The sequence below is a fragment of the Albimonas donghaensis genome (assembly GCF_900106695.1).
Taxonomy (GTDB): Bacteria; Pseudomonadota; Alphaproteobacteria; order Rhodobacterales; family Rhodobacteraceae; genus Albimonas; species Albimonas donghaensis.
Map to the genome: position 1 here is coordinate 132,337 of NZ_FNMZ01000004.1, position 26,313 is coordinate 158,649.

Annotated in this window: 24 protein-coding genes; 13 read left to right on the forward strand and 11 right to left on the reverse strand. The window is 72.4% G+C overall.

Going from position 1 to position 26,313, the window contains the following annotated elements:
- Positions 1-65: 65 nt before the first annotated feature.
- Both BLV24_RS12755 and BLV24_RS12760 read right to left on the reverse strand, forming a co-directional pair.
- Positions 66-1,397, reverse strand: a complete 1,332-nt coding sequence (locus BLV24_RS12755; RefSeq protein WP_092682330.1) for a tyrosine-type recombinase/integrase — start codon at positions 1,395-1,397, stop codon at positions 66-68.
- Positions 1,394-1,696 (reverse strand): hypothetical protein, encoded by a 303-nt coding sequence (locus BLV24_RS12760; protein ID WP_092682332.1) that lies wholly within the window; start codon positions 1,694-1,696, stop codon positions 1,394-1,396. Before BLV24_RS12760 ends, BLV24_RS12755 begins: the two co-directional genes overlap by 4 nt.
- A 424-nt stretch (positions 1,697-2,120) precedes the next feature.
- On the opposite strand from BLV24_RS12760, the gene BLV24_RS12765 reads away from it, so the two are divergent.
- The 8 genes from BLV24_RS12765 (at position 2,121) to BLV24_RS12800 (ending at position 11,675) form a co-directional block, all read left to right on the forward strand.
- Positions 2,121-3,824, forward strand: a complete 1,704-nt coding sequence (locus BLV24_RS12765; RefSeq protein ID WP_092682334.1) for an ABC transporter ATP-binding protein/permease — start codon at positions 2,121-2,123, stop codon at positions 3,822-3,824.
- Complete coding sequence (locus BLV24_RS12770; RefSeq protein ID WP_092682336.1) at positions 3,821-5,518, forward strand: amino acid ABC transporter ATP-binding/permease protein; 1,698 nt, start codon at positions 3,821-3,823, stop codon at positions 5,516-5,518. Before BLV24_RS12765 ends, BLV24_RS12770 begins: the two co-directional genes overlap by 4 nt.
- A gap of 105 nt (positions 5,519-5,623) precedes the next feature.
- On the forward strand, positions 5,624-7,246 hold the full coding sequence (locus tag BLV24_RS12775; RefSeq protein ID WP_092682338.1) for a cytochrome ubiquinol oxidase subunit I: 1,623 nt from the start codon (positions 5,624-5,626) through the stop codon (positions 7,244-7,246).
- 5 nt (positions 7,247-7,251) lie between these two features.
- Complete coding sequence (cydB, locus tag BLV24_RS12780; protein ID WP_092682340.1) at positions 7,252-8,412, forward strand: cytochrome d ubiquinol oxidase subunit II; 1,161 nt, start codon at positions 7,252-7,254, stop codon at positions 8,410-8,412.
- A gap of 14 nt (positions 8,413-8,426) precedes the next feature.
- Entirely contained in the window at positions 8,427-8,564 is a 138-nt protein-coding gene (cydX, locus tag BLV24_RS12785) for a cytochrome bd-I oxidase subunit CydX (RefSeq protein ID WP_092682342.1), read from the forward strand.
- A gap of 158 nt (positions 8,565-8,722) precedes the next feature.
- Complete coding sequence (locus tag BLV24_RS12790) at positions 8,723-9,403, forward strand: Crp/Fnr family transcriptional regulator (protein ID WP_245710552.1); 681 nt, start codon at positions 8,723-8,725, stop codon at positions 9,401-9,403.
- A gap of 89 nt (positions 9,404-9,492) precedes the next feature.
- Positions 9,493-9,702, forward strand: a complete 210-nt coding sequence (locus tag BLV24_RS12795) for a YgaP family membrane protein (protein ID WP_092682344.1) — start codon at positions 9,493-9,495, stop codon at positions 9,700-9,702.
- A gap of 497 nt (positions 9,703-10,199) precedes the next feature.
- Positions 10,200-11,675 (forward strand): amidase, encoded by a 1,476-nt coding sequence (locus BLV24_RS12800; protein WP_092682346.1) that lies wholly within the window; start codon positions 10,200-10,202, stop codon positions 11,673-11,675.
- 48 nt (positions 11,676-11,723) lie between these two features.
- Here BLV24_RS12800 and arsH read toward each other — a convergent pair whose 3' ends face one another.
- The 4 genes from arsH to BLV24_RS12820 all read right to left on the reverse strand — a co-directional run bounded on the left by arsH (position 11,724) and on the right by BLV24_RS12820 (position 15,747).
- Positions 11,724-12,437: an arsenical resistance protein ArsH gene (gene arsH, locus BLV24_RS12805; protein WP_092682348.1), complete on the reverse strand. Its 714-nt coding sequence runs from the start codon at positions 12,435-12,437 to the stop codon at positions 11,724-11,726.
- Between the two features lie 186 nt (positions 12,438-12,623).
- Complete coding sequence (gene arsJ / locus BLV24_RS12810; protein WP_092682350.1) at positions 12,624-13,910, reverse strand: organoarsenical effux MFS transporter ArsJ; 1,287 nt, start codon at positions 13,908-13,910, stop codon at positions 12,624-12,626.
- Complete coding sequence (locus BLV24_RS12815) at positions 13,907-14,905, reverse strand: ArsJ-associated glyceraldehyde-3-phosphate dehydrogenase (protein WP_092682352.1); 999 nt, start codon at positions 14,903-14,905, stop codon at positions 13,907-13,909. Before BLV24_RS12815 ends, arsJ begins: the two co-directional genes overlap by 4 nt.
- A complete protein-coding gene (locus BLV24_RS12820; RefSeq protein ID WP_092682354.1) occupies positions 14,902-15,747 on the reverse strand; it encodes an arsenate reductase/protein-tyrosine-phosphatase family protein in 846 nt (281 codons plus the stop codon). The genes BLV24_RS12815 and BLV24_RS12820 overlap by 4 nt, the downstream gene beginning before the upstream one ends.
- A 270-nt stretch (positions 15,748-16,017) precedes the next feature.
- Between BLV24_RS12820 and BLV24_RS12825 the strand changes: the two genes are divergently transcribed.
- Together BLV24_RS12825 and hypB are read left to right on the forward strand one after the other, a co-directional pair.
- Positions 16,018-17,613 (forward strand): GMC family oxidoreductase, encoded by a 1,596-nt coding sequence (locus tag BLV24_RS12825; RefSeq protein ID WP_218133405.1) that lies wholly within the window; start codon positions 16,018-16,020, stop codon positions 17,611-17,613.
- 147 nt (positions 17,614-17,760) lie between these two features.
- Positions 17,761-18,846: a hydrogenase nickel incorporation protein HypB gene (hypB, locus tag BLV24_RS21985; RefSeq protein ID WP_176954734.1), complete on the forward strand. Its 1,086-nt coding sequence runs from the start codon at positions 17,761-17,763 to the stop codon at positions 18,844-18,846.
- Here hypB and BLV24_RS12835 read toward each other — a convergent pair.
- Genes BLV24_RS12835 through BLV24_RS12850 form a run of 4 tightly spaced genes read right to left on the reverse strand, consistent with a single transcriptional unit; the run spans position 18,828 to position 22,479 of the window.
- A complete protein-coding gene (locus tag BLV24_RS12835; RefSeq protein WP_092682356.1) occupies positions 18,828-19,556 on the reverse strand; it encodes a GntR family transcriptional regulator in 729 nt (242 codons plus the stop codon). The genes hypB and BLV24_RS12835 overlap by 19 nt on opposite strands.
- 32 nt (positions 19,557-19,588) lie before the next feature.
- On the reverse strand, positions 19,589-20,869 hold the full coding sequence (locus BLV24_RS12840; protein WP_092682358.1) for a TRAP transporter large permease: 1,281 nt from the start codon (positions 20,867-20,869) through the stop codon (positions 19,589-19,591).
- The gene (locus tag BLV24_RS12845; RefSeq protein ID WP_092682360.1) at positions 20,869-21,429 is read right to left on the reverse strand and encodes a TRAP transporter small permease; all 561 of its coding nucleotides are present in this window, start codon (positions 21,427-21,429) and stop codon (positions 20,869-20,871) included. Before BLV24_RS12845 ends, BLV24_RS12840 begins: the two co-directional genes overlap by 1 nt.
- 36 nt (positions 21,430-21,465) lie before the next feature.
- Entirely contained in the window at positions 21,466-22,479 is a 1,014-nt protein-coding gene (locus BLV24_RS12850; protein WP_092682889.1) for a C4-dicarboxylate TRAP transporter substrate-binding protein, read from the reverse strand.
- Between the two features lie 205 nt (positions 22,480-22,684).
- On the opposite strand from BLV24_RS12850, the gene BLV24_RS12855 reads away from it, so the two are divergent.
- Genes BLV24_RS12855 through BLV24_RS12865 form a run of 3 tightly spaced genes read left to right on the forward strand, consistent with a single transcriptional unit; the run spans position 22,685 to position 26,045 of the window.
- Positions 22,685-23,572 (forward strand): SMP-30/gluconolactonase/LRE family protein, encoded by an 888-nt coding sequence (locus BLV24_RS12855; protein ID WP_092682362.1) that lies wholly within the window; start codon positions 22,685-22,687, stop codon positions 23,570-23,572.
- Positions 23,569-25,305 (forward strand): L-arabinonate dehydratase, encoded by a 1,737-nt coding sequence (gene araD, locus BLV24_RS12860; protein ID WP_092682364.1) that lies wholly within the window; start codon positions 23,569-23,571, stop codon positions 25,303-25,305. Before BLV24_RS12855 ends, araD begins: the two co-directional genes overlap by 4 nt.
- Before the next feature lie 29 nt (positions 25,306-25,334).
- Positions 25,335-26,045 (forward strand): ribonuclease activity regulator RraA, encoded by a 711-nt coding sequence (locus BLV24_RS12865; RefSeq protein ID WP_092682365.1) that lies wholly within the window; start codon positions 25,335-25,337, stop codon positions 26,043-26,045.
- 13 nt (positions 26,046-26,058) lie between these two features.
- Here the strand turns inward: BLV24_RS12865 and BLV24_RS21990 are convergent, their stop codons facing one another.
- Entirely contained in the window at positions 26,059-26,271 is a 213-nt protein-coding gene (locus tag BLV24_RS21990; RefSeq protein WP_092682367.1) for a hypothetical protein, read from the reverse strand.
- Positions 26,272-26,313 lie beyond the last annotated feature (42 nt).

A 26,313-nucleotide genomic window follows, 5' to 3' on the forward strand; every position in this document is an offset into this window, starting at 1 on the left:
AGTTGAACAAATCGGCACGCGGGCATGACACCTTTTTTGCAGATATTACTTCAGACACCAAAGCCTCAGGGGTTCGTGATACGTCCGCTTTCTCTATTATATTTTCCGATATTTTGAACCCGCAGTGAACTTCTCATTTCCGCCCAAGCCGACCCATGCGGATAGGCTGCCTTGAAGGCTTGGCGGGCATGCATTGGGCGATAGCGCGCTAACCTAGGCGTGGGCTCCATGGGCCGGCCCTCTCGCCTCACCGGCCTCCGCATAGCCTCCACCGCCCGCCCTGCCCCGGCCTGGGAGGCCGGGTTGTAGGTGATCCCCAGCCGCACGTCCTTGTCCGACTGGTTCCCCATCCCGTCCGCCCGGTCGCGGTCGCTGGCGCCGCCCTCGCGCGCCCACCAGGCCCAGCTCCGGCGCAGGTCGCGGAACTGCACGTCCTTGATCGGGGGCATCGTCCGCGCCGCCCTGGCGCGGACCTTGGCGAAGTGGGTTCGGAAGTTGTCGGGAAGGTAGGCGGCGCCCTCGGCATTCAGGATCAAGGGCCCCTCGCCCTTCGCCTCCGCCCGGCGAGCTTCAATCAACGGCGCCAGCTCGGAGTGCACGGGCAGCACCGCCGCCTTCTGCTTGCTCCCCTGCTTCGCTTTGGAGCGCAGGAAACGCCACATGCCGTCCGGTCCGAAGTTCTCCACCCGCGCCGCCAGCACGTCGGCCTGGCGCTGGCCTTGATACCAGGCCACCGCAATCGCCAGGCGCATCCCGGCCAGGCCAAGATCCTCGGCTGCGGCGCAGAGGGCGTCGAACTCCTCCCAGGACAGCACCCGGTCGCGGGGCGGCGGCGTCTCCATCCTCAGGCGCACCGCCGGGTTGGCCGCGATCCAGCCGCGCAGCTCGCCATAGCCCAGCACCACCGACATGACGCGGATGTCATGCTGGGCGATCCACTTCCCGTTCTCGCGGTAGAGCGTTTCATACCACTCGCGCAGGATCGGCTTGGTGAAGGCCGCGGCCTGCGTGGCGCCCCACTTCTTCTCGATCCGCCGCAACGTGGCGTCGTAGTCGCGCCGGGTCGCCTCGCGCAGCTTCGTCCAGAGGGGCGAGCGTCGATACTCGGCCGCAAGGCGGGAGAAGGTGCGCCCGCCCCGATCCCGCACGGTGATCCCGTTGCGGGCGTCGTCCACCTTCCGGTTCAGCGCCGTCGCCTGGCGCATCGACCAGGTGAGGCGGTGCGGATCGAGCGGCACGGCCTCGAAGCCGAACGCCTCGCGCTCGGCCTTGGTCGGCTCCCACCACAGCCGCCAGCTTTCATCGGCCCGCTGACGCTGGCGCACGCGGGCCGGCACGGGCTCGATGTCGTCGAGCGGCCCGGCCTCCGGCTTCGACTTGGCGGCACGGCCCTTCATGCCGTCCTCGCCATGCGCATCATCACGGCGCGGTCCACGGCCAGGTCGGCCGCAGCCATGCCCGGCACCCCTTCCACCCGGGCCGGCGGGCGATTCATCCAGGCGACGATTTCATCCCGCCGCCATCGGAGCGGGCAGACGGCGCGCTGCTGGATCGGTTCCGGGAAGCCCTCGTCCTCGACCAGGCGCGCGCGGGCGCTCAGAAACGTGTCGGCCGAGGCGTAGCCGATCAGCTTGGCGACCTCGGCCGATGTCAGGAACAGCCGGCCCTCGCCGCGGGGGATACGGCGCCTGGTCATCGCCCTGCCCTCCGCAGCGCCTCGCGATCTTCGGCGGAACGCGCGGCCGGGCGTCTCGGGGGGAGACCCGCGATGACCGGCGAACGCTCCCCGGTCATCGCTCTTGCGCTCCATGCCATGGCCTGCGCCGTGCGGGGGCGGACCCGCGCGCCGGACGGCGCAAACATGGCGGCGGAGAAGGGCGACGTTTCGCCTCCGCGATCGCGATTTGCGTCGCCCGCGGGCGGGCGCCAAGTAAAAGAAACCCGCGGGCGGGCGCCAAGCAAAGGCAACCCGCGGGCGGGCGCCAAGTAGAAGGGATCCGTGGGCGGGCTCCCATCAAAGGAACCCGCAGACGGGCGTCAGTTCGCATGGCCCGCGGGCCGGCGCCGGAAAGCGACGAGGCCCGGATGGGGCCGGGCACGGCAGGGGGGGCGCAAGCCGCATGACGCATGCAAGGGCGCGGCGCGACGCCGACTGTCCCGCCCGCCGGGCCGCGGAGCGCATCCTCGCCCCGGCGCGGCGTGAGCTGACGCGGGCCGGGCTGCTGTCCGCGCTCGCCGGCGCGCTCTGGCCGGTGCAGGCCGCCGCCATCGCCTGGGCGGTCGCGGCCTGGGCCGAGGGCGCCGACCCGCTGCCCCCCGCCGCCCTCGCCGCCGCCGTGCTGCTGGCCTGCGGCGCGGCGCGGGCCGGGCTCGACCATCTCGCGGGCGGTCTCCTGTTCCGCGCCGCCGACCGGGTGCTGGCCCGCGAGACCGAGGCCCTGCTGCGGCGCGAGGCCCGCGCGCCCTCGGCCCAGGGCTCGTCCGCCGCCGCCGCGCTGATCGTCCAGAAACTGCCCCTGCTGCAGCCCTGGATCACCCGCCACCACGTCGCCATGACCCGGGTGCGGATCCTGCCCCTGCTGCTGCTGGCGCTGGTCTTGCCGATCTCCTGGCTCGCGGGGCTGACGCTGCTGGTCGCGGGGCCGCTGATCCCGGTCTTCATGGCGCTGGTGGGCATGGCGGCGGAGGACGCCTCGCGCCGGCAGCTGACGGAAATCGGCTCGATGAACGCCCTGCTGATGGAGCGGCTGTCGGCCCTGCTCGACATCCGCCTGCTGGGGGCGGAGGCGCGGGCCGCGGCGGATTTCGAGACCCGGGCCGAGGCCCTGCGCGACCGCACCATGGCCGTGCTGCGCATCGCCTTCCTGTCCTCGACGGTGCTGGAGCTGTTCGCGGCGCTGGGGGTCGCGCTGGTGGCGGTGTTCGTGGGATTCTCCCTGATCGGGGAGATCGGGATCGGCGCCTGGGGCACGCCCCTGACATTGGGCGAGGGGCTGTTCGTGCTGCTGCTGGCGCCCGAGTTCTTCCAGCCCCTGCGCGACATGGCGGCCGCCTGGCATGACCGGGCCGCGGGGCTGGCCGTCGCCGCGGAGCTGGAGGCGCTGGACGCCGAGCCCCGCATGGCCCCGCCGGGCCGGGGCGAGGCCGCCGCGCCCCTGCCCGGTCCGCTCTCGGTCCGGCTGGAGGGGGCCGCGGCCGCCCTGCCCGGCCATGCGGTGGCGCTGCCGGATCTGGCCCTGGGTCCGGGGGATAGCCTGGCGCTGACCGGGCCGAGCGGCGCGGGCAAGTCCACCGCGCTGGCGGCGCTGGCGGGGCTGGCGCCGCTCGCCTCCGGCCGGATCGAGGTCTGCGGGCGGGCGCTGGACGCCGCCACCGCCGACGCCTGGCGGGCGCGGCTGGCCTTCGTCCCCCAGCGCCCGCATTTCCCCGACGCCCGGCTGGGCGACTGGCTGGACCCGCGCGCCACCGGGGCCGATCCCTGGCCCGCCCTGCGCCTGGCCGAGGCGGCGGAGATCGTCGCCCGCCTGCCCGACGGGCTCGACGCCCGGCTGGGAGAGACCGGCGGCGGCGTCTCGGGCGGGGAGGCGCGGCGGCTGATGCTGGCCCGCGCGGTGATGGCGGGCGGAGACCTGGTGCTGGCCGACGAGCCCACCGCCGACCTCGACGCCGAGACCGCCGCGAAGATCATCGCCGCGCTGGCCCGGCTGAAGGCGCGCGGCGTGGCGGTGATCGTGGCGACCCATGACCCCGCGCTCGCCGCCGCCATGGACCGGCGCGCCGCGATCGCCGCGCCCTCGCCCGCCTCCGCCGAGGTCCCGGCATGAGCCCGGTCCTCCAGGTCATCCGCGTGCTGCTGGGCGGGGTCGAACGGCGGGCGGTGCGCCGCGCCATGCTGCGCGGCGCGGCGCTGAGCGTGGCGGTGCTGGCCATGGGGGCGGCGCTGCTGGGTCTGTCGGGCTGGTTCGTCACCGCCGCCGGGCTGGCGGGGATCGCGGGCATCGGCATCGGTTTCGACATGTTCCGCCCCTCGGCCGGGGTGCGCTTCCTGGCGCTGGGTCGGGCCGCGGCGCGCTATGGCGAGCGGGTGCTGACCCATGACGCCACCCTGCGGGCGCTGACCGCGCTGCGGGTGTCGCTGCTGCGCGGGCAGGCGAGGCGGGACGCGCGCGGGCTGGCGCGGCTTCGGGGGGAAACCGCGCTGACCCGGATCGTGGCGGATGTGGACGCGCTGGACGGTCTGGCGCTGCGGGTGCTGCTGCCCGCCGCGGCGGGGCTGGCCGCGCAGCTGGGCGCCGCGGCGCTGCTGGCCTGGCTGGTCGGCTGGCCGGTGGCGCTGGCGGTGGGGCTCGGGTTCCTGCCGGCCTCGGCCTGGATCCTGGCCCGGCTGGCGCGGCGCGGGCTCGCCCCCTCCGACCGGCTGGAGACGGCGCGCCAGTCCCTGCGCCGGGGCGTGATCGACATGATCCGCGACCGCGAGGCGCTGATCCTCGCCGGGCGCCTGGGCGCGCGGGAAACCGACCTCGTCGCGCTGGACGCGCAGGCGAGGGCCGGCGCCGCGGCGCTCGACCGGGCGGAGCGGCGGGCGGGGTTCGCGCTGGCCTGCACGGCCTCGGTCGCGGCGGCGGCGGCGCTGATGGCCGGGGCCTGGCTGCTGTCGCGGGGCGCGGTGGATCCGGCGCAGGCGGTGATCGGGCTTTTCGTCGCCCTGGCGCTGGCCGAGACCGTGCTGCCCCTGCGCCGCGGCTTCGCGGAGCTGGGCCGCATGGTCGGCGCCGCGCGGCGCATCGCGCCGGAGACCCGCGGCGCCCCCCCGCCCGCCGCCGCCCCTTCGCACGCCGCCCCCCTCGCCCCGCTCCTGCGCGTCGACCGCCCCGAGGCCGCCTTCGACCTGGGCCCCGGACAGACCGTCGCGCTGACCGGCCCTTCCGGCGCCGGCAAGACCACGCTGCTGCTGCGCATCGCCGGGCTCGCCCCGGGCGGCGGCGTCGCGATCTCCGGCCGCGCCCCGCGCGACTGGCCCGAGGGCGACCTGCGCGCGCAGGTCGCCCTCCTGCCCCAGCGCAGCGCCCTGATCGCCGGCACGGTGCGCGAGAATCTGGCCCTGGCCGGCCCCGCCACGGACGAAGAGATGCGCGACGCTCTCGCCGCCGCGGGACTGGAGACCGCGCTGGCCCCGCGCGGCGGGCTGGACGCGCCCCTGGGCGAGGGCGGCGCGGGGCTGTCGGGCGGCCAGGCGAGGCGCCTCGTTCTGGCGCGCGTCCTGTTGAAGCGACCCGCGCTTCTGATGCTTGACGAGCCGACCGAGGGGCTCGACAACTTCATGGCCGACGCCGTTCTGAACGGGGTTCGGCGGGCGCTTCCGCACGCGGCGATCCTCGTCGCCCTGCACAGAGGCGCGGACCATCCGGTATTCGACCGGGTCGTCCCGCTTCGGCCCGTTCCATACGGTGACGCGACCCCGCGTCCCGAAGCGGAGACCCGATGCGGCGAAATCGCCGCGCTCCCTCCGCTTCGGTGACCTTGTCACCGACCTCGGCGGACGCCCGGCGCCATAACCGCCCGACCGCGCCGCGAGGGGCGAATGCTCGCCCCCCGTCGGCGGCCGCGCTACCGGGAGACCCCAATGGAGCTCGATGTCGTCGAGCTGTCTCGCCTGCAATTCGCGATGACGGCGATGTTTCACTTCCTGTTCGTGCCGCTGACCCTGGGCCTGTCCGCCCTGGTCGCGATCATGGAGACCGTCTACGTCATGACGGGCCGCCCGATCTGGCGGCAGATGACCAAGTTCTGGGGGATGCTGTTCGGCATCAATTTCGCCATCGGCGTCGCCACCGGCATCACCATGGAATTCCAGTTCGGCATGAACTGGTCCTATTATTCCCACTATGTCGGCGACGTCTTCGGCGCCCCCCTGGCCATCGAAGGCCTCATGGCCTTCTTCCTCGAAGCCACCTTCGTTGGCCTGTTCTTCTTCGGCTGGGACAGGCTGAAGCCGGTGCAGCACCTCATGGTGACCTGGCTGGTGGCCATCGGGTCGAACTTCTCGGCGCTGTGGATCCTCATCGCCAACGGCTGGATGCAGAACCCGGTCGGGGCCGAGTTCAACCCCGACACCATGCGCATGGAGATGACCTCCTTCACCGAGGTCCTGTTCAACGAGGTCGCCCAGGCCAAGTTCGTGCACACGGTCTCGGCGGGCTACGTGACCGCCTCGGTCTTCGTGCTGGGCGTCTCGGCGTGGTATCTGCTCAAGGGCCGGCACACCCGGCTCGCCCGGCGCTCGATCACCGTGGCGGCCTCCTTCGGGCTGGCCTCGGCGCTGTCGGTGGTGGTGCTGGGGGATGAGAGCGGCTATTCGGCCAGCCACACCCAGAAGATGAAGCTCGCCTCCATCGAAGCGATGTGGGAGACGCATCCCGCCCCCGCGCCCTTCACCGCCTTCGGCCTGCCCGACCGCGCGGCGCGCGAGACGCATTACGCCATCGAGATCCCCTGGGTCATGGGCCTGATCGGCACGCGCTCGACCACCGAGATCATCCCCGGCATCGACGAACTGGTGGCGGAGGCGGACGCCCGCATCCGCTCCGGCCTCATCGCCTATGACGCGCTGATGACCCTGCGCGCCGACCGCGCCGACGCCCCCCAGGTGATCCGCGACCGGTTCGAGCGTCACTCCGCCGATCTCGGCTTCGCCATGCTGCTCAAGCGCTATGTGGACGACCCGCGCGACGCGACCGAGGCCGATATCGCCATGGCCGCCGACGACACCGTGCCCGGCGTCGCGCCGATCTTCTGGGCGTTCCGGATCATGGTGGCGCTCGGCTTCGCCTTCATCGCGATGATGGTCTATTTCTTCTGGCGCTCGTCCTTCCGGCAGCAGAGCTACCCGCGCTGGGCGCTGCGCATCGCGGTGGCGATGATCCCCGCCCCCTGGATCGCGGCGGAGATGGGGTGGTTCGTGGCCGAATACGGCCGCCAGCCCTGGACCGTGGACGGGGTGCTGCCCACGGCGCTGTCGGTCAGCCATCTGGGCGTGTCGGACCTGCTGTTCAGCCTGGCCGGCTTCTTCCTGTTCTACACCGTGCTGTTCGTCGTCGAGATGGGGCTGATGCTGAAATACATCCGCAAGGGCCCCTTCGAGGACGTCGAGGAGACCGAGGCCTGGGAGGCCCGCCACGAACATCGCCTGAGCACCCATGACGGCCGCGGCCCGTTCGCCGACGCCGCGATCAACCCGGCGGAGTGAGCGACATGATCCTGCATGAACTCATCGACTACGACGTGCTTCGGGTGATCTGGTGGCTGCTGCTGGGCGTGCTGCTGATCGGCTTCGCGATGACCGACGGCTTCGACATGGGGGTCGGCGCGCTGCTGCCCTTCGTGGGGCGCACCGACGTGGAGCGCCGGGTGGCGATCAACACCGTCGGCCCGGTCTGGGAGGGCAACCAGGTCTGGTTCATCCTCGGCGGCGGCGCGATCTTCGCGGCCTGGCCGCCGCTCTACGCGGTCAGCTTCTCGGGCTTCTACCTCGCCATGTTCCTGATCCTCGCGGCGCTGATCGTGCGCCCCGTGGCGTTCAAGTATCGCTCCAAGCGCGACGGGACGGCCTGGCGCACGACCTGGGACTGGGCGCTGTTCGCGGGCGGCGCGGTCCCGGCGCTGGTCTTCGGGGTGGCGGTGGGCAACGTCCTGCAGGGCGTGCCGTTCGAGCTGACGCCGGAGCTGTTCTCGCTCTATCCCGGCGGCGCGCTGGCCAAGCTCTTCGGGCTGCTCAACCCGTTCGCGCTGCTTTGCGGGGCGGTGTCGCTGTCCATGCTCGTCACCCATGGCGCGGCCTGGCTGGCGCTGAAGACCGAGGGCGTCGTGGCGGCGCGGGCGCGGGCCATCGGGTCGGTGACGGGCCTGCTGACGCCCGCGGGCTTCGTGCTGGCCGGCCTGTGGCTGTCGGTGGGGATCGAGGGCTACGCCTTCGCCGGAGAGGTCGCCACCGACGGCCCCTCCAACCCGCTCTACAACGACGTGGTGCGCACGGCGTCCTGGATGACCGCCTACGCGGAGCGGCCCTGGATCGCCATCGCCCCCCTGCTGGGGCTGGCGGGGATGGGCATGGCGTGGCTGGGGATGCGGGCGGGGCGCGAGGTCTCCACCCTGCTGTGGTCCAAGCTGGGGATCTTCGGCGCGATCTCCACCGTCGGGCTGACCATGTTCCCGTTCCTGCTGCCGTCCTCGCGCCATCCGAATTCGTCGCTGTCGGTGTGGGACAGCTCGTCCTCGCACCTGACGCTGTTCACCATGCTGGTGGCGACGGTGATCTTCATGCCGCTGATCCTGCTCTACACCGCCTGGGTCTACCGGGTGCTGTGGGGCAAGGTCACCGAGGCCGACGTGGCCGACAACTCCCACAGCTACTGAGAGGAGATGCGCAGATGTGGTATTTCGCCTGGCTCCTGGGCCTGCCGCTGGCCGCGATCTTCGCGGTGCTGAACGCCATGTGGCTGGAGATGCAGCGCGACCGGATCCTCGCCGACGAGGACGAGACGCGCCGGCCCGCGGTCTCCGACTGACCGCCGCGATCGACCGGAGATGCGTTGGGGGGGGGAGGCGCGGCGCGGCGTCTCCCCCCCCTTCGGTTTTCGCCCCCGCGCAGGTTGACGCGCGGCGGGGGCCGCATCCAGGGTCGCGGTGAAAACCACAGACGCCACGCGTGAAAGGGGGCCGCCCCATGGGCCAGACCAGGATGAGCTGGATCGACCGTTTCCCCGGCCTCTCCCGCCTGCCGCCGGAGGTCCGCGCCGATCTCGAATCCGGGGGAAAGGTCGTCTCCGTCCCCGCCGGCGCCGCGGTCTTCGCGCCCGGCCAGTCGGCCGACAACCTGCTGCTGCTGCTCGACGGCGTGGTGCGGGTCCAGCAGCGCTCCGACACCGGGCGGGAGGTGACGCTCTACCGCGTCCATGCCGGGGAAAGCTGCGTGCTGACCACGGCCTGCATGCTCTCGCACGAGGCCTATTCCGCCGACGGGGTGGCGGAGACCGAGGTCTCCGCCGTCGCCATCCCCCGCGCGGTCTTCGACGACCTGACGGGACGCTCCCCGGTGTTCCGCGCCTTCGTCTTCGCGGCGTATTCCCGGCGCATCGCGGACCTGTTCGCGCTGATCGACGACATCGTGTTCCAGCGCATGGACGTGCGCCTCGCGGCCCGCCTGCTGGAGCTGGCCGATGCGGACGGCGTGGTCCACGCCACCCACGCCGCCCTGGCGAGCGAGCTTGGCACGGCGCGCGAGGTCGTCTCCCGCGCGCTGGCCGAGTTCCACCGCCGCGGCTGGGTCGCGCAGGCCCGGGGCGAGGTCCGCCTGCTCGGCGCCGAGGGTCTGCGCCGGCTGGCCCGCCCCGCCGGAGACCGCTGAGCCCCCGGCGTCAGGTTCGGTGACTTGGTCACCGTGTCCGACTCGTTCCCCGTGCGATGACCCTTCGCACAGGTTCCGAGGAGGACGTCATGACCCGCAACATGGGCGCCATCGACCGCGCCATCCGCATCATCGCCGCCGTCGCGCTGCTCTACGCGGCTTTCGCCACCGATCTGACGGGAGGCGGGCTGGTCCAGGTCGCCGCCGTGCTGGTGGCGGCGGTGTTCGCGCTGACCGCCGCGGCCGGGCACTGCCCGCTTTACCGGATCGTCGGGTTGCGCACCTGCCGCCGCGGCTGATCCGCCCGCGCCCGCGCCCCGGACGCGCCGTCCCCCTGCGGTCGGCGCGCCCGGATCAGGTCCGGCGGCGTCCTGCCGTCGGCCCGCCCGTCCGGCGCCCCGTCGACAGGGACGGCCGCCGCCAGCCGCAGGCCTCGCGCGCCTCGGAGAAGCGCGGCGCGACCATGTTCCTGCGCAGCCTGCCGGGGATCGTCTTCTTCCCCCCTTTTGACGTCAGCACTCATTTCGCCATCCCGCGCGTCCCTCTCGCGCATCCGGACCGCCCCGCGGGAGGGTGGCGCAGGGCGCGGGATTTTCGGGACGGCCGGGGCGCCCGGGCTGGCCCGCGGGCCGAACCTGCGGCAATGCTGGCCATGCCAAAACCCGCCGGCTTGGCTAGCATCGACGGAGCGAACGCCAGATTTCTCCGCGACGCGCGCCCCCGCATCCCGGGCGGCGCCGGCGTCCCCGCCCCCCGGCCCGGGCCGCCGCCCGGACCCACGACAGACGGAAATCCGATGACGGTTCTGAGTTGGGACGAATGGTCCGCCCGCGACGGCCTGGGACTGGCCGAACTGGTCCGCGCCGGCGACGCGACGCCCGAGGAGCTGGCCGCCCAGGCCGCCGAGGGCTGCGCGCGGGTCGACCCCGAGATCCGCGGCGTGGTCGAGCTGTTCGAGGACGCCGTCGCCGACGCCTCCGTCAACGGCGCCGACCCCGCGGGCCTGTTCGCGGGCATCCCCTTCGGGCTCAAGGACCTCGGCCCCACGCTGGCGGGACGGCTGCAGGAACAGGGCTCGTTCTACATGGAGGAAAACCGCCCCGTCGCGGACGCCTTCCTGACCTCGAAGATGAAAGCCGCCGGGCTCAACATCATCGCCCGCACCACGACGCCGGAATTCGGCTGCTGCAGTTCGGCCGAGAACCCCGCGCTCTACGTCACCCGCAACCCGTGGAACACGGATTACACCTCCTGCGGGTCCTCGGCGGGCTCGGCCGTGCTCACCGCCGCGGGGGCGCTGCCGATGGCGCATGGCACCGATGGCGGCGGCTCGATCCGCATTCCCGCGGGGGTCTGCGGGCTGGTGGGGCTGAAGGCCTCGCGGGGGACGTTCTCGGTGGCGCCCTACGCCTCGGACCTCGCGGCGCCGGTCTCCACCCAGGGTTGCCTCACCCGCTCGGTGCGCGACACGGCGGCCTTCGCCGACGCCTGCCGGGGCGGGGCGCCGGGGGAATACATGCCCTACTGGTCCCCCGAAATCCCCTTCCTCACCCAGATCGAGCGCGACCCGGAACCGCTGAAGATCGCCGTTTCCCACGAATGGGGGCCCTACAAGGCCACCCCCCATATCGCGGCGGAGCTGGAGCGGGTCGCCAGGATGTTCGAGGCGCTCGGCCATCACGTCGAATGGCAGGCGCCCAAGGTGGATCTCGAACGCGCCTACGCCGCCCAGACCACCTGCTACATCACCCAGTTCGCGCAGACCGTGAACAACCTTCTGCGCGCCCGCGGGATCGCCTCGCCGCCGCCCGACCTGATCGAGCCCATGAACATCCGCATCTGGGAGGCGGGCAAGGACGCCTCCTTCACCGAGCGGTCGGACATGCAGCTCGCCTTCAACGACACCTCCCGCGCCTTCGGGGCGTTCTTCGAGGAATGGGACGTGATCCTGACCCCGATCACCGCGCGTGAGACGCCGCGGATCGGGACCATGGAATACCTCACCCGCACCGACGAGCCTTCGCCCCACGCCTGGTTCGAGAACCTGTGGGGCTTCTTCGCCTACACGCCGCTGAACAACCTGTGCGGCACGCCGGGGATCTCCCTGCCTATGGCGCGCCACGCCAACGGGCTGCCGCTGGGGATGCATCTGCAGACCCGGCAGGGCGGGGACGGGCTGCTGCTGCAGCTCGCGGCCCAGGTGGAACGCTCGCTGGGCGGCGACTGGCACGGCGGCGCGAAACCCGCCGTGCATGTGGGCGCGGCAGGCTGAAGGCGGCGGCAGGCTGAAGGCGGCGGGGGGCGCCGCCGCCCCCCCGCGTCAAAGCCGGGACTGGTTGACCCGCTGGGAGGTCTTCTCCGCGCTCTCCACCCGCTCCGAATAGCGGTCCGTCAGCGCGGCGGAGCGGGCGCGGGTCATCCAGGTGAACTTCATCAGCTCCTCGCACACGTCGACCAGCCGCAGATAGAGCGGCGAGGCCCGCATGCGCAGGTCGTCGTCGAACTCGTCCCAGGCGCGGGGGACGGAGGACTGGTTGGGGATGGTGACCATCCGCATCCACCGCCCCAGAATGCGCATCTGGTTGACCGCGTTGAAGCTTTGCGACCCGCCGCTGACCTGCGCCAGCCCCAGCGTCTTGCCCTGCGTCGGGCGCACGCCCCCCGTCGCCAGCGGGATCCAGTCGATCTGGGCCTTCATGATGCCGGTCATGGCGCCATGCCGCTCGGGCGAGACCCAGAGCATCCCCTCGGACCAGATCGCCAGGTCCCGAAGCTCCCGCACCCTTGGATGCGAGGGGTCGGCGTCGTCGGGCAAGGGCAGCCCGCTGGGATCGAAGCGCCGCACCTCGGCCCCGAACCAGGTCAGCAGCCGCTCCGCCTCGTCGCCCACCCCGCGCGAGAAGGACCGCGCCCGGACCGAGCCGTGCAGGATCAGCAGGCGCGGCCTGTGGCCGGGATCGTCCGGCGCGGCGTAGAGCGTGGGGTCGATGGGGCGAAGCTGCTCGGGGTCGATATGGGGCAGGCCGTCGATCATGCGCGGCGTCTCTCCTTGTTCGAGGTCAGGGGGTCGGGTCGTTCGGGGTCGGGTCGTTCGGGGCCGGGTCGTTCGGGGGGGGACGTTCGGGGGGGACGTTCGGGGGGCGGCAACGGCGGAACGGCGCGCCGGCGCGCACCGTTCCATGGCGGGCGGCCGGGGCGGGCCGCGAGGGAGGGGGCCGGATCAGGCCGCGACGGGCGTCGCCGTCTCGGGCCGCAGGCGCCCGGAGGCGAGCGCCGACAGCGCCACCAGCGCCGTGGCGGTCCCCAGCATCAGCGCCAGCCCGCCCAGCTGATAGGTCAGCCCCGACAGCACCGTGCCCAGCAACCGCCCCCCGGCATTGGCCATGTAGTAGAAGCCCACGTCCATGGTCACCCGCTCGGCCTTCGAAAAGGCGAGGATCAGGTAGGAATGCAGCGAGGAGTTCACCGCGAACACCGCGCCGAAGGCCAGCAGCCCCGCCACCAGCGTCAGGGTCAGCCACAGCGCGGGCCCGGACGAGGCCAGCGCGGCCAGCGTCAGCGCCGCGGGCACGGCCGCCAGCGCCCAGGCCCAGCCGCGGGCCGCGCCGATCAGCTCCGCCTCCGGCCTGCGGGCGGCGCGCAGAAGGCGCGGGGCCGCCGCCTGCACGCCGCCGTAAAGGATCACCCAGACCGCCATGAAGGTTCCGATCAGGAAGAAGGCGGCGCGCTCCTCCATCCCCGCCTGCTCGGCCAGCACGGCGTGGAAATAGATCGGGATGCCCACCACGAACCACACGTCCCGCGCGCCGAACAGACACACCCGCGCCGCGCTCAGCCAGTTGACGTTGGCGGACTTGGAGAACACCTCCGAGAACTTGGCCCCCTTGCGCCCGCGCGGCAGTCCCGGCGGCATGAAGACCAGCACCGCCACCAGGATCGCGGCCAGCGCCGCCGCCATGCCCAGCACCGCCCCGACGAAGCCGACGACGCCCAGCAGCGCCGCCCCCAGCAGGAAGCCGAGCCCCTTCACCGCGTTCTTGGAGCCGGTCAGCGCCGCCACCCAGCGGAACAGCCCGCCTTCGCCCGAAGGCGCCAGCAGCTTCACCGCGGATTTCGAGGACATCTTGGCCAGGTCCTTGGCCACCCCGCTCGCGCCCTGCACCGCCATCACGAAGGCGACGGAGACGCCCACCGCCCAGTCCGGGTCCAGCTGCGCCAGCGCCACCAGCGCCGCCACCTGGATGCCCAGCCCCGCGTAAAGCGTCGAGGTCAGCCCGAACCGCGCCGCGATCCAGCCGGCGCAGAGATTGGTGACCATCCCCGCGATCTCGTAGAGCACGAACAGATAGGCCAGCTGCACCGGGCTGAAGCCCAGCGTGTGGAAATGCAGCAGCACCAGCATCCGCAGCGCGCCGTCGGTGAGCATGAAGGCCCAGTAGGCCGCCGTCACCGCGATATAGGCGGACAGGCCCTCGGGCCGGGCCTTGGGCGCGCCCGCCCCGCTCATCGCGCCCGCCCCGCCATCAGCGCCACGTCGACCAGCCGGTGCGCATAGCCCATCTCGTTGTCATACCACGCGTAGATCTTGGCCTGCGTGCCGTTGACCACCATCGTCGACGGCCCGTCCACGATCGAGGACCGCGTGTCGTTGGTGTAGTCGGCGGAGACCAACGGCCGGGTCTCGTATCCCAGGATCCCCTTCAGCAGCCCGTCGGCGGCGGCCTTGAACAGGGCGTTGAGCTCCTCCACCGAGGTCTCGCGCTCCAGCTCGAACACGCAGTCGGTCAGCGAGGCGTTGAGCAGCGGCACCCGCACCGCGTGGCCGTTCAGCCGCCCCGTCAGCTCCGGATAGATCAGCGTGATCGCGGTGGCCGAGCCGGTGGTCGTCGGCACCAGCGAATTCAGCGCCGAGCGCGCGCGCCGCAGGTCCTTGGCCGGCCGGTCCACGATGGTCTGGGTGTTGGTCACGTCATGGATCGTGGTGATCGAGCCGTGCCGGATCCCGATCGCCTCATGCACCACCTTCACCACCGGGGCGAGGCAGTTGGTGGTGCAGCTCGCCGCGGTCAGGATGCGGTGAATCTCCGGGTCGTAGGTCGCGTCGTTGACCCCGTAGACGATATTGGCCGTCGGCCCGTCCTTGACCGGGGCCGAGACCACGACCCGCTTCACCCCGGCCTCGAAATAGGGGGCGAGCGCCGCCTCCGACTTGAAGACGCCGGTGCAGTCGATGACCACGTCCACGCCCTCCAGCGGCAGGGCGCGCAGGTCGCGCGTCCCGATGAAGGGCAGGCGCCTGCCGTCGATGGTCACGCTCCCGGCGTCATGGGCGAACTCCGCCGCCCAGCGCCCGTGCACCGTGTCGAATTCCAGCAGATGCGCGTGCATCTCCGGATCCCCGACCGCATCGTTGATCCAGGCGATCTCCGCCCCCCGCTCCAGCAGCGGCTTCAGGGCCAGCTTGCCGATCCGGCCCAGCCCGTTCAGCGCGTAGACGGTCATGCGGTCTCTCCGGTCGCCTGGCGGCCGATCTCGTCCACCGCGCGCTGCAACGAGATCCGGTCAAGCGACGCGAAGGGCAGCGCCGCGAAACCCCGGATGCGGTTGGCGAGCGACCCGTAGGCCTGCTGGAAGGCGAGGCTCTTCTCGGCGTCCGTGCCCTCGGCCTTCACCGGGTCGGGCATGCCCCAATGGGCGCTGACCGGCTGGCCGGGCCAGGCCGGGCATTCCTCGTTCGCCGCCCGGTCGCAGACGGTGAACACGAAATCGAAGCCCGGCGCGTCGGCCCCCTGGAATTCGGAGACGTTCTTGGCGCGCAGGCGCGACACGCCATGGCCGTTGCGCTCCAGCACCTCCAGCGCGAAGGGGTTGAGCTCGGATCGCGGCAGGGTTCCGGCGGAGAACGCCTCGAACCGGTCGCCGGCCTCCTTGCGCAGGATCGACTCGGCGAAGATCGAGCGGGCGGAATTGCCGGTGCAGATGAACAGGACCTTGTAGGGCGTCGCGGACATGGGTCTGGGTTCCGGGTTCAGGCTGGGAAAGGCGGGGGCGCAAAGCTCCAGGCGCCCGCGGCAACAGTCGAGCAGGAGATAATCGAAGCTCCGTCGCGTCTCCGTCATGTCGATGGCGTATCGAAGCGACGTGCCGGCGCGTTCCTGGCTCACCAGCCCGGCCTGCATCAGGGCCGCGAGATAGGCCGAGAGCGTCGAGGACTTGAGCCCCAGCGCCTCCGCCAGCTCCCCCGCCGGCACCCGGTCGGGATAGCGGCGCATGAGCAGGCGGAACACGGCCAGCCGCTGCGGATGGCCGAGGGTGGCGAGCCGATCTGCGATTTCTTTCTCCATATTTCATGAATATCCGAAATAATGCCCTGCCGAAAGCCCGAAACGGCGGTGTCGCGAACTCTTCACAAACCCGCCGCCGCGCCTCCCGCAGCGCGACCATTCGGCCCGCCCCGGCCCGATTGCCGCCCGCCCGCGCGGCCCGCATAGTTCGGCTTTCCGACGCGCGCCCGGCCCGGTCCCCACGCCGTTTCGCCCTCCGCGCGCCTCCCGTCTCCGGGCCCCAGGCGGCCCCCGAACCGCGCGGGCCGCCCCTGCGCAGGAGATCCCCGAATGAGCGACATGTTCGACGTCATCGTCGTCGGCGCCGGGTCCGCCGGCGCGGCGCTGGCCGGGCGGCTGTCGGAGGATCCGGGGATCCGGGTCCTGCTGCTCGAAGCCGGCGCCGACTGGCGCGGCGACGACGTCCCCCATGCCGCCCGTTCGGCCAACATCTACCCGTTCATGTTCCGCCCCGAGCACCAGGCCGCCTGGCAATGGCCGGGGCTCCGCAGCCGCCGCACCGCGGTGCAGGAGCCCCGCCACTACTGGCGCGGCCGGGGGCTGGGCGGGTGTTCCCTGGTCAACGCCCAGATCGCCATCTGGGGCGTCGGCGCCGCCTTCGACGCCTGGGCCGAGGCCGGCTGCGAGGGCTGGTCCGCCGCCGAGGTCCTGCCGCTGTTCGCGCGGATGGAGGACGACCCGGAAATGGCCCATGCCAACCATCACGGCCAGGGCGGCCCGATCCCCATCCACCGCGCCCCGCAGGACAGCTGGGGCCCCGTCGACAAGGGCCTGCGCGACGCCGCCCTGGCCGCCGGCCATCCCTGGAACCCCGACCTCAACGCCCCCGACGGCGAGGGCGTGTCCTGCTACCCGATCAACAGCCGCGGCCTGCGCCGGGTGACCACCAATGACGGCTATCTCGACCCGGCCCGCGACCGCCCCAACCTGACCATCGTCGGCCAGGCGCTGGTCGACCGGGTGATCCTGGAGGACGGCCGCGCCGTGGGCGTCGAGGCGCTGATCGACGGCGCGCCCCGCACCTTCCGCGGCCGCGAGACCGTGCTCTGCGCCGGCGCCGTGCATTCGCCGACCATCCTGATGCGCTCGGGTTTCGGCCCGTCCATGCAGCTCCGCGCCCATGGCATCGAGGTGAAGCGCGAGATGCCGGCCGTCGGGCGCAACTTCATGGACCATCCGATGCTGCGCATCACCCTCCAGCTCAAGCCCGAGCACGCCACCTCCGACCCCGACCAGCGCCACACCAACTGCTGCGTGACCTATTCCTCCGGTCTGGGCGAGGGCGGGGTCCGCGACATGATCCTGATCGGCTTCAACCACCGCAACGACGCCGCCGACGGCGCCCCCGACCCGCGCGGCACGGTGGGCATCGGGCTTTACGACGCGTTCTCGCGGGGCGAGGTCACGCTGGTCTCCGCCCGCCCCCAGGACGACCCGGTGGTGGAGGAGAACATGCTCTCCGACCCCCGCGACCTGGTGCGGATGCGCGACGGCGTGCGCCGGATGCGCGACATGGCCCGCCAGCCCGGCCTGCGCGACATCGCCGAGCGGTTCGGGCTGGCCGATTCCGGGGTCAGCCTGGAGGACGCCGCCGCCCTGCCCGACGCCGCGCTCGACGCGCTGATCCTGGCCCATGTGGGCGACATCCAGCACGCCGCCGGCACCTGCCGGATGAGCGCGTGGAACGATCGCGAGGGCGTGGTGAACCCGGATCTGGGCGTGAAGGGCGTGCCGGGGCTGCGGGTGGCCGACGCCTCGATCATGCCGATGGACTGCCGGGCCAACACCCACATGACCTGCGTGATGATCGGCGAATGGCTGGCCCAGCGCCTGCGGGAAGAGGCCCGCGCCGGCGCCGCCGCCTGACCCTCCCGCCGGGCGGGGGGCGCCTCGCCCGCCCGGCGAGGGCTGGCGTTCCGGCGCCATGCCCGGGATAATCGTCAGAACCGGACACCCCTCGTCGCCGCGGCGTCAGCGGCGACGGACGGACATGCAGGACAGGGAGGCGGCCCGATGCGCAAGCGCCGCGAAGACGGCGACGTCGGCCCGGAAGACCATGACCACGGGCCTCGCCCCGCGCCGTTCCAGGCCCGGCGCCCCGGCCAGGGGAGCGCCCCCTCCCCCGTCCTATCCCCCGGCCCCGTCCCCAGCCCCGCCCCCGCCTGCTCGCAGGGTCGCGCCCACCCGGGCGCCGCCTGCGGCTGCGGCCGGGATCACGCCGATCCGGACTGGGCCGATTACGGCAAAGACCGCGACGAAGCCGCCCCGGCCCCGCCCCCCGTCGACCTGAATTTCGACCGGGGCCCGGCGGAAGACGGGAACTCGGACGCCCCGCGGGACCCGATCGCCGGGGCCGATGTCGGGGCCGGGAGCAACGCCCGCGCGCGCAACGACGGCTTCGCCGCGGTCAACCGCCGGATGCTCCGCGCGCTGGGGGTGCTGGCGGTCAGGCTCGCCTCCGCGCCGGGCGCGGGCAAGTCCACGCTGCTGGCGCGCACCGTCGAAGCGCTCGCCGCCCGCCCCGCCTCCCGCCGCGTCGCGGTGATCGAGGCCGACCCGCGGGCCGCCGAAGCCCCCGACCGCACCCGCCCCGACAGCACCCGCCCCGCCGACGCGCCCCCCGACGTCCCCGCGCTGCGCATCGTCACCGGCCCGGACCGCGACCTGGACGCCCAGATGATCCAGCTGGCGCTGGGTCGGCTGCCGCTTTCGCCCGGCGCGATCCTGTTCATCGAGGATGCGGACGCGCCCGCCCGCCGGCCCCCGCTCGACCTGGGCGAAACCGCCGCGGTCGCCCTGCTGTCGGTCGCCGAGGGCGAGGCGGCGGCGCTCAAGCGTCCCGAACGGTTCGCCGGGGCCCGGCTGGCGATCCTCTGCAAGACCGACCTCGCGCCCCATTGCGACGTGGATCTCGACCGCTGCGAGGCCGATCTGCGCCGCGCCGCGCCGGGGATCAAGGTGCTGCGCCTTTCGGCCCGCACCGGCGAGGGGATGGAGGCCTGGCTGGACTGGCTCGCCGCCGCCGCCGCCGAAAACGAAGCCGAAGCCGAGGCCGCCGCCCCCGGCTCCGCCCCGCCCCCTCAGACCGGGCCGAAATAGTCCCGATGCTGGGCGATGATCTCCGGCAGGCGCTCGATCGAGCCTGACAGGTGCCGGCGCATGGCGTCGGCGGCGGCGTGACGGTCGCCGGCCTCGATCGCCTCCAGCACCGCCGCGTGCCCCTCCACCACCGAGCGCATCTTGCTTTCCCGCGGCAGGTCCAGCGCCCGCACCCGCGCCATCTGGCTGGAGCGGTCGGCGACCAGCCCGTGCAGCGGCGCCTGGCCGGCGGCGGCGAAAAGCTCCCGGTGGAAGTCGGAGTCGAGCCTGCGGAACAGCTCGATCTGGCGCATGTCGTCGGCCAGCGCCGCCTGCATCTTCAGCACCCCCCGCGCCTTCAGCAACACCGCCCCCGGATCCGCCGTCGAGGCCAGCGCATGCGCCACCTCGCACTCGATCCCGGCGCGCAGGAAGTTCTCCTGCCGCAGCTGCGCGGGGTCGATCAGCGTCACCTCGGTGCGCGACTGGCGGAAGGTCGCCACCAGTCCCACCGTCTCCAGCTGCTGCAACGCCTCGCGCACCGGCGACTGGCTGACCCCGAAGGCGGCCGCCAGCTCGGACCGCGACAACCGCGTCCCCGGCGGAAGCTGCAACGAGATGATGCGCGCGCGCAGGGTCTCGTAGACCAGCGCCGAGGCCGGCACATGCGCGCTGGGCAGGGGCGGCTCGGCGCCCGGATCGCTGGCCTGCGCCAGTCCGCGTGGGGTCATCGGGGCCTGCGCCCTCCTTGTCGGTTCGCCGCTCACATCAGGGTCCGCGGCAGGTAGGTGGACAACCACGGTACCGCGGTCAGCACCACGAAGAAAATCGCGAGCGCGAGAAAGAAGGGCAAGGACGCCCGCGCATAGGCGCCCGTCTTCACCCCGAGAACGCCGCAGACGGTGAACATGATCACCCCCACCGGCGGAGTCAGCCCGCCGAGATTGATCAGCAGCACCATCAGCACCCCCATATGGATCGGATCCCACCCCGCCTGGACCAGCATCGGCATGACGATGGGCGTCACCAGCAGGATGTTCGCCGCCCCCTCCAGGAACATGCCCGAGATCACCAGCACCAGCACCACCAGCGCCAGCACCCCCACCGGGTCGGAGGTCAGCGCCGTCACCGCCTCGGCGCTATGCTGGGGCGCGCGTTCCAGCGTGATGGCGTAGCCCAGCACCCCGGCCATCATGATCAGCAGCATGATCATGCCCAGGTCCTGCACCGTGTCCTCCAGCGCCGCGCGCATCCGGGCCAGCGTCAGCTCCCGGTAGATCACCCGGCCGATGAAGGCCGCGTAGAACACCAGGAAGGCCCCGGCCTCGGTCGCGGTGAAGATGCCGAAGCGGAAGCCCACGATCAGGATCACCGGGAACATCAGCGCCCAGACGCTCTCGCGGAAGCTCGCCCACAGGTCGCGCGCCTTCGGCGGGGCGGCGAGGTCGGGGACGTAGCCGCGCCGCTTCGCCACGATCCAGGCCGCCAGCATCAGCACCGCGGTCAGCAGCGCGCCCGGCAGGATGCCCGCCAGAAACAGCCGGCCGATGGAGACCTCGTTGATGAAGCCGAACAGGATCAGCCCGATGGAGGGCGGGATCGTCGCGGTGATGATCGACCCGAAGGCCAGGATCGCCGCAGCGGTCGCCGGCGCATAGCCCTGCCGCAGCATCGAGGGGCCGAGCAGCCGGCTCTCCATCGCCGCATCCGCGACCGCCGAGCCGGAGATGCCGCCCATCATGAAGCTCAGCACGATGGAGACCTGCGCCAGCCCCCCCGCGATCCAGCCGGTCAGCAGGCGGGAGAAGCCCACCAGCCGCTCGGTGATGCCCGAGGCGTTCATCAGGTTGCCCGCGAGGATGAAGAACGGCACCGCCAGCAGCGGAAAGCTCTGGGTGGCCGAGACCATCTTCTGGATGGCGACCGAGGGCGGCATGGTCCCCGAGAACACGAAGACCGGGATCGCCGCCAGCCCCAGCGCGAAGGCCACCGGCTGGCCGAGGAACAGGAACAGCGCGAACAGCGCGCCGATCAGCAGCAGCATCACGCGGCTCCCTTGGGTTCGCGGGGCGTTGAGGGGGGTGTTGAGGGGGGCGTTTCGGGGGGCTCCCCGGCCGCGGGCGCGGCGCCGGCGGGGTCGGAGGCCAGCAGCCGCGCCAGGTTCACCAGCAGGGTGCGCAGCAGCAGCCCGAAACCCGCCAGCATCGAGGCGTGCAGCCACGAGCCGTGCATCTGCGTCGCCCCGATCAGCCGGGGATGCATCAGGATCATGTTGCGCCAGGCGTGAAAGGCCAGGAAGGCGAGCAGCGCCGCCAGCACCAGGTGATTGAAGATCGCCAGCCGCCGCGCCGCCCGCGGGCTGAGCGCGTCGACCAGAAACGACAGGCCGAAATGCCGGTCCCTTTGCAGGGCGAGGTCGGCGGCGAAGATGCACAGCCAGGCGAACAGCAGCTGCGCCACCTCCACCGACCAGATGATCGGGACCCCGACGGCGCGGGACACCGACGCCCCCGCCACCAGCGCCACGATGGCGGCCAGCAGGAGGAGGGCCAGCCAGCCCTCCGCCTGCCGCAGGCGCGCATCGAGACGGGCGATCAGGCCCATGCCGCCGCCCCCTCCGCGCCGGCCGTCATCCGCGGATCACTCACCGAGCACCCGCTTCACGATCTTCGCCTCCTCCTCTAGGTTCAGCTTGGCGTAGACGCCCGACACCGCCTCCTTGAACGGCGCCAGATCGACCTCCGACACGGTGACGCCCGAGGCGGCGACGTCGGCCAGCGCCTTCTCCCCCAGCTCGATGGTCAGGCCGGAGGCGTAGCGGCCGTCCTGCACCGCCAGATCGCGCACGATCTTCTGATGCTCGGGCGAGATGCCGGCCCAGGTGTCGGCCCCGATCACCAGGGCGGTGACCAGCTGGATATGCCCGGTCTTGGTGACGTTCTCGATGACCTCGTAGAGCTTGGCGCCCCAGATCGCGGTCGGCTGCGCCTCGGCGGCGTCGAGCGCGCCGAGCTGAAGGGCGGAATAGACCTCGCCCCAGGCGATCGGCGTGGGCTCGGCCCCCATGGCGCGGATGGTCTCGATCCAGATCGGGGCGCCGATGGTGCGCATCCGCACGCCCGCCAGGTCCGCCGGCCCGGTCACCGGCTTCTGGGTCAGCGCATGGCGCGGGCCCTGATACCAGTTGGAGGCGAGCATCACGAGCCCCGCCTTCTCCTCCAGCGCCGCGCCCCAGCCGAGATATTCGTCGCTCAGCGCGAACGTGTCGGCCTGCTCGTAGGTGTCGAACAGGAACGGCGCCGACATGATCGCCAGCGACGGCACGAAGGCCGACAGGCGGGCGACGTCGGTGACGGCGCCGACATTGGCCCCGGCGCGGGCCTGGTCGAGCATCTCGGTGGTGTCGCCGAGCTGGGAGTTGTGGAACACCTCCACCACCACCTCGCCGCCGGTGGCCTCCTTCACATCCGCCGCGAATTTCTCCAGCCCCTGCCCCATCGGGTCGTTGGGCGCGAGCACGGTGCCGATGCGCAGCGTCGTCTCCGCCGCCGCCGGTCCGGCCAGCCCCGCGATCCCCGCCAGCGCGATCAGCGCCGCGGCGGACACCGAACCGCGCCGCGCGGCGCGCGCTTCCGTCCTTCTGGTCCTGGTCATGTCGTCCTCCCTGCCGGCCTGATCGGCCAAACTAATATTTCAGTTGTGGTGAAACACTAGAAACGTCATAGATGACCTGTCAACGGGATTCCGGCGGCGGCGGGATCGCCGGGCCGCGCGACGGGACGCGGGGGGAAACGGGGAGGCGAGGGTGAGCGAACGGCGCGATCCGGCGGAAACTTCCGCTACGGCAGGATTTTCCCCGATGACCGAGACCTGCGCCGAGCTGGGCGAAAGCCCCGTCTGGCGCGCCGAAGACGACATGATCTGGTGGGTCGACGTGGAGGGGCTGCGCCTGCTGCGCACCGATTCCCGCGGGCGCACCCGCTCCTGGTTCACGCCCGAAGCGCCGGGATTCGTCCAGCTCGACGCCGCCGGCGCGCCGCTGGTGGGCATGGGCGCCGGCCTCCACCGCTTCGACGAGACGACGGGCGCCTTCGCCCGCCTCGCCGCCGTGGACGCGCCGGGCCGGCGCTGCAACGACGCCTGCGTGGACGCGGCCGGGCGGCTCTGGTTCGGGACCATGGACGTCGACAACCTCCGCCCCAACGGCGCGCTCTATGTCATGGGCCCCGACGCCGTTCCGCACCTGGTGCAGGAAGGCTTCCGCACCCTCAACGGCCTCGCCTGGGACGCGGCGCGCGAACGGCTCTTCGTCTCCGACAGCCACGCCCGCGCGCAGACCCTGTGGACCCTGCGCCTGCGCGACGACCGCCCGCCCCTGCGCGAGGTCTTCGCCCGCTTCGACGCCCTGCCCGGCCGGCCCGACGGCGCGGCGATGGACGCCGACGGGCATTGCTGGATCGCCGGGGTCGGCGGCGCCGAACTTCTGCGCTTCGCCCCCGACGGGCGCATCGCCGCACGCGTGCCCACGCCCATGGCGCAGCCCACCAAGCCGGCTTTCATCGGACCCGACCTTGGGCGCATGGTGCTGACCTCGCGCCGGGGGCCCGGCGGGGGGGGGCGACTCGCCGCCTGGGACGCGGCTCGCGCCATGGGCGTGCGCGGCGTCCCCGCCCCGCGCTGGCGCGGCCCCGCCGCCGCCGCCAACACAGAAGACAAGAACAAACGTCAGGAGGACAGACCCGCATGACCGAGAGAAAAACGCCCGAGACCCTGCGCAGCGCCCGCTGGTTCGCCAAGGACGACATGCGCAGCTTCGCCCACCGCTCGCGCATGATGCAGATGGGCCTCGGCCCCGAGGACTGGGCGGGCCGCCCGATCATCGCCCTGATCAACACCTGGTCCGAGGCCCAGCCCTGCCATCTGCACTTCCGCGACCGGGCGCTCGACGTCAAACGCGGCATCCAGCAGGCCGGCGGCCACCCGATGGAGCTTCCCGCCCTGTCGCTCTCCGAGAGCCTGGTGAAGCCCTCCACCATGCTCTACCGCAACCTGCTCGCGATGGAGGCGGAGGAGCTGATCCGCTCCCACCCCGTCGACGGCGTGGTGCTGATGGGCGGGTGCGACAAGACCACTCCGGCGCTGGTGATGGGCGCGATCTCGGCCGGCGTCCCGATGATCTACATGCCGGCCGGGCCGATGATGCGCGGCCATTATCGCGGGCGGTCCCTGGGCTCGGGCTCGGACATCTGGAAATACTGGGACGAACGCCGCGCCGGCGCCATCGACGACAAGGAATGGACCGAGATCGAGGGCGGCATCGCGCGGTCTCCCGGCCATTGCATGACCATGGGCACCGCCTCGACCATGACCGCCATCGCCGAGGCGATGGGGCTGACCCTGCCCGGCGCCTCCTCGATCCCCGCCATGGACGCCAACCATGTGCGCATGGCCGCCGGCTGCGGCCGCCGCGTCGTCGACATGGTGTGGGAGAACCTGACGCCCGACGCGCTCGTCACCCCCGCCTCGGTGCGCAACGCGGGGGTCACGGCGATGGCCATGGGCTGCTCGACCAACGCCGTCATCCACCTGATCGCCATGGCGCGGCGGGCGGGCGTGACCTTCGGGCTGGACGACTTCGACGCGCTGGGCCGCGACGTGCCGGTGATCGCCAATATCCGCCCCTCCGGCGACCGCTACCTGATGGAGGACTTCTACCTCGCCGGCGGCCTGCGGGCGCTGATGGCCCGGCTGGGCGAGCGCATCGACCCCAGCCCGATCACCGTCACCGGGCGCCCCATCGGCGAGACGCTGACCAACGCGCAGGTTCATGACGACGACGTCATCCGCCCGCTCGACAACCCGATCTATCCCGAGGGCGCGCTGGCGGTGCTGCGCGGCAACCTCGCCCCCGACGGCGCGGTGATGAAGCCCTGCGCCTGCGCCCCCCACCTGCTGGTGAACGAGGGCCGGGCGCTGGTCTTCGACAGCTATCCCGAAATGAAGGCCGCCACCGACGACCCGGATCTGGATGTGGAGCCCAACGACGTGCTGGTGCTGCGCAACGCCGGGCCGATCGGCGGGCCGGGGATGCCGGAATGGGGGATGCTGCCGATCCCGATCAAGCTGATCCGCCAGGGCGTGCGCGACATGGTGCGCCTGTCGGACGCGCGCATGTCGGGGACCTCCTACGGGGCCTGCATCCTGCATTGCGCGCCGGAGGCCGCGGTGGGCGGCCCGCTCGCGCTGCTGCGCACCGGCGACCGGGTGGCCGTGGACGTGCCGGGCCGGCGGCTCGACATGCTGGTGGACGAGGCCGAGCTGGCGCGCCGCCGCGCCGAATGGGTCGCGCCCGCGCCCCATCACCCCCGCGGCTACGGCGCGATCTTCGCCCGCCACGTCACCCAGGCCGATCAGGGCTGCGATCTCGACGTGCTGGCGCCGGTCCCCGGCCCCGGCATCCCCGAACCCGACATCTTCTGACCCCGCCGCATCCGCCGGAAGGACCCGCCATGAACCCCCAGACCCGCGACCGCCTGATGGGCGTCACCTGCGCCACCCTGACCACGGCGCTCTACAAACGCGGCCTGCGCAACGTCTTCCTGCGCGGCGTCGGCCCGGTGGACTGGAAGGGCCGCAACATGGTCGGCCCCGCCTTCACGCTCCGCTACATCCCTGCGCGTGAGGACCGCAACGGGCTCGACGTCTTCAGGAACCCCGACCACCCCCAGCGCGTCGCCATCGAGACCTGCCCCGAGGGCCATGTGCTCGTCATCGACAGCCGCATGGACGCCACCGCGGCCTCGGCCGGCGACATCCTGGTGCGGCGCCTGATGAAGCGCGGCGGCGAGGGGGTGGTGACCGACGGCGGCTTTCGCGACAGTCCGGCGATCGGGCGGCTGGGGATCCCCGCCTACCACCAGCGGCCCTCGGCGCCGACCAACCTCGTCAACAACGAGGCGGTGGAGATCAACGGCCCCATCGGCTGCGGCGGCGTGGCGGTGTTCCCCGGCGACGTGATCGTGGGCGACGGCGAGGGCGTGGCGGTGATCCCCGCCCATCTCGCCGACGAGATCGCCGAGGAGGCCGAGGAGATGACCCGCTTCGAGACCTTCGTGGCCGAGCAGGTGGACGCCGGCCGTTCCATCACCGGCATCTATCCCCCGACCGATCCGTCGGTGTCCGGCGAATACGCCGCCTGGCGCGACGCGGCGCGGGGCTGAGGCGCGGGGCGCGTCACCCTGCGAGGTAGCGGTCCACGGCGCCGTTCACCAGCGTCTCGCGGGTCTGGCCGACGCGCGCCAGGGCGCCGTCGTCGAGCTGGTTGATGCGCGCGATCTCGGCGGCCGTCGCGCGGGCCGAGGCGACGGAGGAAACCCCGCGGGAGAGCGCCCGGAAGGCGGCGGAGGAGGAAGAGCGGAAGGCGGCGGCGAAGTCGAGGGCGATCATTTGAACGGAGTCCGGGTCAGTGGGTCGGTCGATGTCATGGCC

What these genes read in the sequence shown, in the direction of transcription:
- BLV24_RS12755 (WP_092682330.1), bottom strand. Translation starts at nt 1,397, where the DNA reads ATGAAGGGCCGTGCCGCCAAGTCGAAGCCGGAGGCCGGGCCGCTCGAC.
- BLV24_RS12760 (WP_092682332.1), bottom strand. Translation starts at nt 1,696, where the DNA reads ATGACCAGGCGCCGTATCCCCCGCGGCGAGGGCCGGCTGTTCCTGACA.
- BLV24_RS12765 (WP_092682334.1), top strand. Translation starts at nt 2,121, where the DNA reads ATGACGCATGCAAGGGCGCGGCGCGACGCCGACTGTCCCGCCCGCCGG.
- BLV24_RS12770 (WP_092682336.1), top strand. Translation starts at nt 3,821, where the DNA reads ATGAGCCCGGTCCTCCAGGTCATCCGCGTGCTGCTGGGCGGGGTCGAA.
- BLV24_RS12775 (WP_092682338.1), top strand. Translation starts at nt 5,624, where the DNA reads ATGGAGCTCGATGTCGTCGAGCTGTCTCGCCTGCAATTCGCGATGACG.
- cydB (WP_092682340.1), top strand. Translation starts at nt 7,252, where the DNA reads ATGATCCTGCATGAACTCATCGACTACGACGTGCTTCGGGTGATCTGG.
- cydX (WP_092682342.1), top strand. Translation starts at nt 8,427, where the DNA reads ATGTGGTATTTCGCCTGGCTCCTGGGCCTGCCGCTGGCCGCGATCTTC.
- BLV24_RS12790 (WP_245710552.1), top strand. Translation starts at nt 8,723, where the DNA reads ATGGGCCAGACCAGGATGAGCTGGATCGACCGTTTCCCCGGCCTCTCC.
- BLV24_RS12795 (WP_092682344.1), top strand. Translation starts at nt 9,493, where the DNA reads ATGACCCGCAACATGGGCGCCATCGACCGCGCCATCCGCATCATCGCC.
- BLV24_RS12800 (WP_092682346.1), top strand. Translation starts at nt 10,200, where the DNA reads ATGACGGTTCTGAGTTGGGACGAATGGTCCGCCCGCGACGGCCTGGGA.
- arsH (WP_092682348.1), bottom strand. Translation starts at nt 12,437, where the DNA reads ATGATCGACGGCCTGCCCCATATCGACCCCGAGCAGCTTCGCCCCATC.
- arsJ (WP_092682350.1), bottom strand. Translation starts at nt 13,910, where the DNA reads ATGAGCGGGGCGGGCGCGCCCAAGGCCCGGCCCGAGGGCCTGTCCGCC.
- BLV24_RS12815 (WP_092682352.1), bottom strand. Translation starts at nt 14,905, where the DNA reads ATGACCGTCTACGCGCTGAACGGGCTGGGCCGGATCGGCAAGCTGGCC.
- BLV24_RS12820 (WP_092682354.1), bottom strand. Translation starts at nt 15,747, where the DNA reads ATGGAGAAAGAAATCGCAGATCGGCTCGCCACCCTCGGCCATCCGCAG.
- BLV24_RS12825 (WP_218133405.1), top strand. Translation starts at nt 16,018, where the DNA reads ATGAGCGACATGTTCGACGTCATCGTCGTCGGCGCCGGGTCCGCCGGC.
- hypB (WP_176954734.1), top strand. Translation starts at nt 17,761, where the DNA reads ATGCGCAAGCGCCGCGAAGACGGCGACGTCGGCCCGGAAGACCATGAC.
- BLV24_RS12835 (WP_092682356.1), bottom strand. Translation starts at nt 19,556, where the DNA reads ATGACCCCACGCGGACTGGCGCAGGCCAGCGATCCGGGCGCCGAGCCG.
- BLV24_RS12840 (WP_092682358.1), bottom strand. Translation starts at nt 20,869, where the DNA reads ATGCTGCTGCTGATCGGCGCGCTGTTCGCGCTGTTCCTGTTCCTCGGC.
- BLV24_RS12845 (WP_092682360.1), bottom strand. Translation starts at nt 21,429, where the DNA reads ATGGGCCTGATCGCCCGTCTCGATGCGCGCCTGCGGCAGGCGGAGGGC.
- BLV24_RS12850 (WP_092682889.1), bottom strand. Translation starts at nt 22,479, where the DNA reads ATGACCAGGACCAGAAGGACGGAAGCGCGCGCCGCGCGGCGCGGTTCG.
- BLV24_RS12855 (WP_092682362.1), top strand. Translation starts at nt 22,685, where the DNA reads ATGACCGAGACCTGCGCCGAGCTGGGCGAAAGCCCCGTCTGGCGCGCC.
- araD (WP_092682364.1), top strand. Translation starts at nt 23,569, where the DNA reads ATGACCGAGAGAAAAACGCCCGAGACCCTGCGCAGCGCCCGCTGGTTC.
- BLV24_RS12865 (WP_092682365.1), top strand. Translation starts at nt 25,335, where the DNA reads ATGAACCCCCAGACCCGCGACCGCCTGATGGGCGTCACCTGCGCCACC.
- BLV24_RS21990 (WP_092682367.1), bottom strand. Translation starts at nt 26,271, where the DNA reads ATGATCGCCCTCGACTTCGCCGCCGCCTTCCGCTCTTCCTCCTCCGCC.